Below are 8,627 nucleotides of genomic sequence, written 5' to 3'. Positions count from 1 at the left end.
CACTTTACCGCTGGCAAGAACGGTGGAGCCAACTTTCTGTATTTCTACATTGCCTGTCTCGTGACGGGCAGCATACTTGGCATGCTACGGCAGGTGCTCATCCAGGGCTTTTTGCGCATGTTTGTGCCGCTTATCCTGGGCACCGTAGCCAGCTGCCTCATCGGCACCGCCGTGGGCACCCTGCTGGGACACGGCATGTTTGACACCTTCTTTTATATTGTCGTGCCCATCATTTCCGGCGGCGTGGGTGAAGGCATTCTGCCCCTGTCTGCCGGTTATGCCGAAATTCAGGGCACCGATCCCGGCAGCTTTATCGCCATGGTAGCCCCGGCCGCCATGCTTGGCAACGTCACCGCCATTATTTGCGCGGGCATCCTCAAGCGCTATGCGGTGAAAAATCCTCACCAGACCGGCAACGGCAAGCTGGTGCGCGTGGGCGACGACAACCTGGGGCTCACCAAGCAGGAAGAACCCATCGACGTGACCATTCTGGGCATGGGTCTGCTGACCGCCTGCTGCTTCTACCTGTTCGGCCTGCTGGTCAACCTTGTCATCCCCATTCCCGCGCCCATCATCATGATTCTCTCGGCCGCCATTGCCAAGGCCACGGGCATCATGCCCAAGGTGGCGGAAAAAGCCGCGTACCAGTTTTACCTCTTTGTTTCCAAAAACCTCACCTGGGCGCTCCTTGTGGGCGTGGGCGTCTGCTATACGCCGTGGAAGGACGTTGTGGCGGTCATTCAGCCGAGCTACATCATCACCGTGGTCTGCACGGTGCTGGCCATGGTGGCCACAGGATTTTTCAGCGCCAAGTTCCTTAACATGTACCCTGTGGAAGCGGCCCTGGTTACCGCATGCCACAGCGGCCTCGGCGGCACGGGCGACGTGGCCATTCTTTCCGCCTCCGGGCGTATGGAACTCATGCCCTTTGCCCAGATATCCACACGCATTGGCGGCGCAGCCGTGGTAGTCATGGCTGTTATCCTCATGCGTATGTTCTACGCGGGCTAAAGGTGATATTCTTTGTTTGACTGAGGCTGCCGCGTTTGCATGGCGCTCACCCTTTTTCGCCGCCCCGGCCATAGAGCCATATGACCGTGGCCGGGACGGTGAAAAGAACGCAGGAAGGCATATGCAGGGCTATTTTGAAATCATTACAGACCATGACCTGGCACAGGCTCAAGCGCTGCTCGCAGCGTCCGGGTTGAGCCTGCCCGCAGGGCGCACCTATGGCCTCGGCTTTTACGAAGACGGCCATCTTGCGGCCTGCGGCTTTCTTGCGGGCACAGTTCTTTGCGGTATCTGCGTGGCGGCCCATGCCCGCGAGGGTGGCCTTGCCACCTCCATTCTGAGCCGCCTTGTGCTGCACGGCAGGCAGGAGGGCGCAAGCCACTTCTTCATCTTCACCAAGGCCTCGGAAGCGCAAAAATTCGTGGCTTCCGGCTTTGACCTTGTGGCATCGACACAGGACGCGGCCCTGCTGGAACAGGGACGGCCCAACTATGCCGACTGGCTCGCTGCCACACGGGACGCCTTGCGCCATCACGGATGGGAACCTGCTGCTGCGGATGCGCCTCCCGCCACGGGCCTTTCTTCGCCTGCAAGGCTGGGGGCCATTGTCATGAACGCCAATCCTTTCACGCGGGGGCATGAGTATCTGGCCCGCACGGCTGCCGCAGCCTGTGAAAAACTGCTGGTCTTTGTGGTGGAAGAGGACGTTTCCGTTTTTCCCTTTGCCGTGCGTCTTGATCTTGTGCGCAAGGGCCTTGCCGATGTGGACAATATCCTTGTGCTGCCCGCCGGGCCGTACATGGTCTCGCGCGCCAGCTTTCCGGCCTATTTCACGGCGGATGCCAGGGTGGGCGCGGTTCACGCCGCCCTTGACTGCGCCATATTCGCCACGCGCATTGCCAAAGATCTGGGCATAAACACGCGCTTTGTGGGCACGGAACCGCTTGATCCCGTCACCGCCGCCTACAATGCCGCCATGGCGGCCGTGTTTGAAAAATACGGCATTGAACTGCGTGAAATTCCGCGTCTGCAAACAGACGGCCAGGCCATCAGCGCTTCAAAAGTGCGGGCGCTTTTCAGGGGCGACGTCTCCGGGGCGGCCTGGCAGGAAATGGCGCAACTGCTGCCTCCAGTGACCCTGGACTTTTTGCGCTCCGCCGACAGCGCGCAGATACGGCAAAAACTCAGGGATCATGCAGGGCGGCACTGACATTTTCAGGGCAGTGTGCCTTTGAAAAAGGGACACGTACCTGCACCCTGCGAGAGTGCAAAGCGCCCCGACATGGCGTGGATTCTGACGCAAATCACATTTTTCAGCAGAATAACAAATTACAACATGTAGCATTTCAAAGATAATCTGATCCGGTTCCCAAATGGCGACCCTGGCCGCCGCAGGAGACAGCAATGAACAAACAGTGCAGTGCCATGGCAGGCACACTGGAATCCAACGACATTTTCATCACCATTACCGCTGTGGGCGGAACAGACACGTCCATCAGCCTTTCCAGCATCGTCATGAACCAGTTTGGCGAGGCCATCCGCGCGGTTGTGACACAGTGCATGGCGCAGTCCGGCCTCAAGGGCGTTGAAGTCACGGTTCAGGACAAGGGCGCGCTGGAATGCACCATCAAGGCCCGTATGGAAACGGCCATTGCCCGCTTTAAGGAGAAAATGTGATGCGCAACAGAACCTTTCTTTTCATGCCGGGCAACAACCCCGGCATGCTTGCCAGCGCGCAGTGCCTGGGTGCGGATGTGGTCATTTTTGACCTTGAAGACGCCGTGGCCCAACTGGAAAAAGACGCCGCCCGCACACTGGTGAGCCATGCCCTCACAGAACTGCGCCCGCAGGGCGTGGGGGTGACGGTGCGCATCAACGGTCTGGACACGCCCTACTGGCAGGCTGACATGCAAGCCGTGGTCGCCGCCGGAACGGATTTTGTCATGGTGCCCAAGATTGAAAGCGCGGAGCAGGTGCTGCAAGTGGCCGAAGCCATAGAAAGCGCACGGCAAAAGCACGCCATAACGGCCCCCGTCAAGGCGCTTGCCATTATTGAAACCCCCTTGGGCATCGAAAACGCCTATGCCATAGCCTCGGCCAGCAAGACCCTGCACGGCATCCTTCTTGGCGCAGAGGATTTTACCGCTTCAATGGGTGCGCAGCGCACAGCCGAAGGGGCCGAGATCGCCTATGCGCGCTCACGCCTGCTCACGGCCTGCAAGGCTGCGGGCGTTCTGGCCATTGATACGCCCTTTCCCTTTGTGTCTGACCTTGAAGGTCTTGAAAAGGACGCCGCCTTCGCCGTGCAGTTGGGTTTTGACGGCAAGGCCGTCATTTCGCCCCACCACGTGCACAGGGTCAACCAGGCCTTCATGCCCGCGCCGGACAAGGTCAACTGGGCCAGACGCGTCATGGCTACGGCCCGCAAAGCCAGCGAAGAAGGCAAGGGAGCCGTTTCACTGGACGGAATGATGATTGACCTGCCCATTATCAAAAGGGCGGAACGCATCCTGCTTCTGGCTGATGCATAAGGGGGCGCTGTAATGAAACGCAAATATATCTCCACCATTGCCGCCGCGCTGCGTGAATGCGGCCTCAAGGACGGCATGACCCTGTCTTTTCACCACCATCTGCGCAATGGCGACCATGTGGTCAACATGACCATGGACGCTGTGGCCGCCCTTGGGGTCAAGGGCATCACCGTGGCCTGCTCTTCGCTTTTTCCCGTGCACGAGCACCTCATCGAGCACATCAGGACCGGCGTCATCACCGGGCTTGATACGGACTACATGAGCGGCCCCCTGGCCAAAGCCATCACGGGCGGCATCTTGCCCACGCCCGTCATATTCCGCTCGCACGGCGGACGACCCCGCGCCATAGGCGAAGGTTCGCTCAAGATAGACATCGCCGTGGTCGCCGCGCCCGCAGTGGACGCCATGGGCAACATCACCGGCACCGAAGGTCCGTCCGCCTGCGGCTCGCTGGGCTATATCATCCCCGACACGCAGCATGCCGCCAAGGTCATCGCCGTCACCGACCATGTGGTTGAAGGCGGCCTTGCCCGCATAAGCATACCCCACGACGTGGTGGATCATGTGGTGGTTGTGGACAAAATCGGCGATCCCGCGGGCATTGTCTCCGGTTCCATCAGCCTCACGCGCGATCCTGTGGCCCTGGCCATTGCCCGCAACGCCCAGGCCGTCATCAAGGCCTCCGGCCTGCTGCAGGACGGCTTCTGCTATCAGACGGGCGCTGGCGGCGCTTCGCTGGCGGCATCGCTCTTTCTGCGTGAAGACATGCGCGCCATGAAGGTGCACGGCGGATTTCTGCTCGGCGGCATCACCAAATACATGGTTGAAATGCTTGAAGAAGGCCTGTTCGACAACGTTTTTGACGTGCAGTGCTTTGACCTGAGCAGCGTCAAATCCATTGCCCAGAACCCGCGCCACGTTGAGATATCCGCCGACACCTACGCAAACCCCAACAGAAAAAGCAATTGCGTGGACTTTCTCGACGCCGTCCTCCTGGGCGGTACGGAAATCGACCTTGATTTCAACGTCAACGTCACCACGGATTCCAACGGCAATATCATCGGCGGTTCCGGCGGCCACAACGATGCCGCTGCCGGGGCCAAGCTGACCATCATCGTGGCCCCCCTGGTGCGCGCCCGCCTGCCCATTGTGGTGGAAAAATGCACCACCCTGACAACCATAGGCTCCACGGTGGACGTGCTGGTGACGGAACGCGGCATCGCCGTGAACCCGGCCCGCAAGGAACTGGCCGACAGACTGCGCGACGCGCGCCTGCCCGTGTGCGGCATTGAAGACCTGCACGATCAGGCCGTGCGCATGACCGGCAAGCCTCTTGCCTACGAGCGCGGCGACAAGGTCGTGGGCACTATGGAATACCGTGACGGAACCATTGTGGACCATATCTACGCCACAAAACAGAGCATTTAACACTTGAAATGCTCGCGTACGGCAGGCAAAAGCCCGCCTACTCGCATTTCGTGGCAAGGATTTACAGAAAAATCCTTGCAGAGCATTTAACTCATTCCATTCGTAAACTGCTCTAGCAGACGTATGCCTCACATTCCGGCGCGGCGGAAGCCGTCGCCGCGCCGGAAGCGGAGTTTTCATGAGCCAAAACGACATCCATGCCGCCCCCCGTGCTGCCATCCTTGCCGCCCCCCGTGCTGCCATCCTTGCTGCCATCCTTGCCGAAAGGGAAGCGCGCTGGAACCTGCGCCGCGAGCTTGCCGCAACCTTCGGGCAGGCCGTGATTTCGCTCACGCTCAACATCCCCGGCGCGGATAAAAATCCGGCTGGCTCTGCCCAGGCCTTCGACAGCCTGCGGCAGGCCCTTGGCCGCGCCATTGCGCGCCATTGCGGGCACGCAGCCTGTTTCGCGGCCGAAACAGAACGCGCCGGAGTGGACGGCCCCTGCTGGATAGCCGCCGTAAACCTTGATCCGGCACTGCTCAAGGCCCTTTGCGTGGCAGTGGAAGAAGAGCACCCCCTGGGCAGGCTGGCTGATGCGGACGTGCTGGGCGTGCAGGGGCAGCCCGTGAACCGGGCTGACGCCGGACTTCCGCCACGGCGCTGCTTTTTGTGCCAGGCCCCGGCAAGCCTCTGCCGCAGACAGGGCAAGCACGACCCGGAAGAAATCATGGCCCATGTACACAACCTGCTGGCCCTTGCCATCAGCGCGGATGCCCAATCCTGATGTCCTGCCTGAAAAACCTGTGCGCATGCGCCCCCGTGCGGCAGAAAAGCCCGTCCCTATCCTCGGCCCGCGTCGGTGAACTGGCAGCACGGGCCGCCATTCTTGAAGCCGCCGCCGGGCCAAAGCCGGGGCTGGTCTGCCGTGACAGCCAGGGCGCGCATAAGGACATGGACTACGCCACCTTTGTGCGCAGTGCTCGTGCCCTGCAAGGCTATTTCACCCAGGCCCACGCGCTGGGTTCGGCCACCGCATCGCTGGAACCGCAGGCCGTCTTCCCACGCCTGCGGGCGCTGGGCCTCAAGGCGGAACAGGACATGTTCGCGGCCACCAATGGCGTCAATACCCACAAAGGACTGATTTTCTCCCTGGGCCTCTTCTGCGCCGCCCTGGGCAGACTGGTCAGGTTGGGCAGCGCCGCCAACGTGCAGGCCCTCTGCCGCACGGCGGCCTCCTTTGTGCGGGGCATCACCGGAGCGGACATGGCCGCCCTGCCCTGCGGCCCCCAAGCGGCACAACGGGCCATTCCGGGCTTCTGCCCCCGCAAGGCGCGGCACGCCCTGCCCAAGGCCATGCGCCCTCTGCTGGAAAAAGGCCTTAACCGCAGCCTCACCCCCGGCGAGGTCATCTATGTCATGTACGGCATGCGCGGCGTGCGCGGCGAGGCGGAACAGGGCTTTCCCGGCGTGGCCCTTGCCTGCCACAGCCTGCGGCGGCATGGCGCGGCCATAAACATGAACAGGGCCATGGTCCATACCCTGCTGGAACTGCTGGCCAGCGTCGAGGATACGAGCCTGCTCTGGCGCGGGGGCGGCAGAGGCTTTGCCCTGGCCAGAGCCTACGCAGCCGCGACCCTTGACGCTGGCGGGCTCAATACCGCTCACGGCCGCCGCACCCTTGACCGCATGAGCGCGGCCTTTGTGCGGCGCAGGCTCAGCCCCGGCGGCTGCGCCGACATGCTCGCCACAGGCGTTTTTCTGCACCTGCTAGGACGTTAGTGGCACTGTCATATTGAAGTGCTTTGTGGGAGAAGGAATGCTTTGTGGGTGAGGGACCCTTTTGTAAAAGGGTCTCCTCCCCCACGCCCCCACCCCCCAAAACTTTTATCGCAGTTCACTGCCCGACCGCACAGGGCCAGTACACTTTCATAATACTGGCAGACGAAGCACACCTGTTCTCTCACGTCTCCTTTGCCCACCTACAGCGCTCGCTACCCAAAAAAGATTACCCCGGTACCTGCTTCTAAACACATGCAGCAGCTCGGCTGGCACGCCACGCAAGGCCCATGCGGCGCGCCTCCGGCTTAGTGCCGTCCCGCGCTCACCTTGCCGATCTCCCCTTGCCGCAGCTTTTGTCAGCGGTATTCATGTGTTGCCCTTTGGCAAGGTTTCCTGCTAAATTTAAAGGGTTATCCATTTTGTCGGAACAGGTTTGCCCTGGGATATGCGCTCCCCCGTGGCAACCACGCCAGTTATGGCGCGTACCCGCGCAAACGGGGGGCGGTTGCGGTTTTTTGGCGGGCGCTGCCCACGCGTCCACCCGCATTTCAAGTGTTAAATGCTCTAAAAACCACCCGGAGGCCCGGCGTGAAATCCTTTTTGACCTTGCAGCCCGTGGAAACGGTTATGGGCCATATCCGTACCTTCCCCGTGCTGTGCGCCGAGCGCGTCCCGCTGGACGCGGCCTCTGGCCGCCGCCTTGCGGAAGATTTTGCAGCCCCCGCCGACCTGCCCGGATTCGACCGCGCCACTGTGGACGGCTACGCCGTGCGGGCCCGCGATATTTTCGGCGCGCAGGAGGCCAACCCGGCCCTTGTGGAATGCGTGGGCGACTGCCCCATGGGGGCGGCTCCCTCCGTCATCCTTCACGAGGGGCAGACGGCGCGCATACTTACGGGCGGCATGCTGCCGCAGGGCGCGGACTGCGCCGTCATGGTGGAGTATTCCCGTTCGGCCGGGGGCAACCTTGTGGAGCTGACCCGCAGTCAGGCCCCAGGCGACAATGTTGTTCTGCGTGACGACGACGCTGCCGCCGGAGCGCGGCTCCTTGCCGCCGGACGCCGCCTGCGCCCGCAGGACATCGGCCTTCTGGCGGCCTTTGGCCAGACGGATGTGACGGTACGGCGCAGCCCGCGCGTGGCCATTGTGTCCACCGGGGATGAAGTGGTGCCCATTGAGGAAACGCCGCCGCCCGGAAAAGTCCGCGACGTCAACGCCCACAGCATCGCCGCCCTGTGCCGCGAGGCAGGGGCGCAGGCAGTGCGGGCCGGGCTTGTACGTGACGATGCCGGTGAACTTGAGGCATGCCTTACACGGCTTGCCGACGAATACGATGTGGTGGTGGTGTCGGGCGGCTCGTCGGCGGGTATGCGCGACCACACGGTTGACGTGTTCACCGCAATGCCCGGGGGAAAAATTCTCACCCACGGCGTGGCCCTCAGCCCCGGAAAGCCCTTCATTCTGGGCCGCGCCACCGCTGCCGGGCGCACCGTCTGCCTCATGGGGCTTCCGGGCCATACTGCCAGCGCCATCATCTGCGCGCGGGTCTTTCTGCTGCCCCTGCTCCACCATCTTCAGGGGCAGACAGAGCCGGAAATTGTCCCCCGTGTTCCGGCGCGCCTGACGCGCTCCATAGCCTCGGCACAGGGCCGCCGCGACTACCTGCGCGTACGCCTGACGCCGCTTGCGCACACAGCGCCCAACAGCGGCGACGCACTGTGCCCGCTGTACGAAGCCGATCCTCTCACGGGAACCTCCGGCATTATTACCGGCATGACGGCGGCTGACGGCCTGCTGGTCTGCCCGGAGAACCGCGAAGGATTCAATGCGGGAGACACGGTCATGGTGGAGCTTTTTCAGTAAAGCCGCCACATTTACCCGCACCAGCACGGAGAA

8 protein-coding genes are annotated in these 8,627 nt (G+C 62.2%); all 8 read left to right on the top strand.

Annotated elements, in window-relative coordinates; genetic code table 11:
* A partial coding sequence (locus RBR41_RS13630) for a 2-hydroxycarboxylate transporter family protein (protein ID WP_320353204.1) occupies window positions 1-1,011 on the top strand: 1,011 nt, incomplete at its 5' end.
* Between the two features lie 121 nt (window positions 1,012-1,132).
* On the top strand, window positions 1,133-2,221 hold the full coding sequence (locus RBR41_RS13625) for a hypothetical protein (RefSeq protein WP_320353203.1): 1,089 nt from the start codon (window positions 1,133-1,135) through the stop codon (window positions 2,219-2,221).
* A gap of 194 nt (window positions 2,222-2,415) precedes the next feature.
* Window positions 2,416-2,688 (top strand): citrate lyase acyl carrier protein, encoded by a 273-nt coding sequence (gene citD, locus RBR41_RS13620; protein ID WP_320353202.1) that lies wholly within the window; start codon window positions 2,416-2,418, stop codon window positions 2,686-2,688.
* Complete coding sequence (locus RBR41_RS13615) at window positions 2,688-3,542, top strand: CoA ester lyase (RefSeq protein ID WP_320353207.1); 855 nt, start codon at window positions 2,688-2,690, stop codon at window positions 3,540-3,542. The genes citD and RBR41_RS13615 overlap by 1 nt, the downstream gene beginning before the upstream one ends.
* A 12-nt stretch (window positions 3,543-3,554) precedes the next feature.
* On the top strand, window positions 3,555-4,970 hold the full coding sequence (gene citF, locus RBR41_RS13610; RefSeq protein WP_320353201.1) for a citrate lyase subunit alpha: 1,416 nt from the start codon (window positions 3,555-3,557) through the stop codon (window positions 4,968-4,970).
* 178 nt (window positions 4,971-5,148) lie between these two features.
* Window positions 5,149-5,736 (top strand): citrate lyase holo-[acyl-carrier protein] synthase, encoded by a 588-nt coding sequence (gene citX, locus RBR41_RS13605; protein WP_320353200.1) that lies wholly within the window; start codon window positions 5,149-5,151, stop codon window positions 5,734-5,736.
* On the top strand, window positions 5,736-6,731 hold the full coding sequence (locus tag RBR41_RS13600; RefSeq protein WP_320353199.1) for a triphosphoribosyl-dephospho-CoA synthase: 996 nt from the start codon (window positions 5,736-5,738) through the stop codon (window positions 6,729-6,731). The genes citX and RBR41_RS13600 overlap by 1 nt, the downstream gene beginning before the upstream one ends.
* A gap of 588 nt (window positions 6,732-7,319) precedes the next feature.
* Window positions 7,320-8,594 (top strand): gephyrin-like molybdotransferase Glp, encoded by a 1,275-nt coding sequence (gene glp / locus RBR41_RS13595; RefSeq protein WP_320353197.1) that lies wholly within the window; start codon window positions 7,320-7,322, stop codon window positions 8,592-8,594.
* Window positions 8,595-8,627: the final 33 nt, after the last annotated feature.

The sequence above is a fragment of the Desulfovibrio sp. genome (genome assembly GCF_034006445.1).
Lineage (GTDB): Bacteria > Desulfobacterota > Desulfovibrionia > Desulfovibrionales > Desulfovibrionaceae > Desulfovibrio.
Note: the sequence above shows the minus strand (reverse complement) of the source record. Positions and strands in the feature narration are given on the sequence as shown.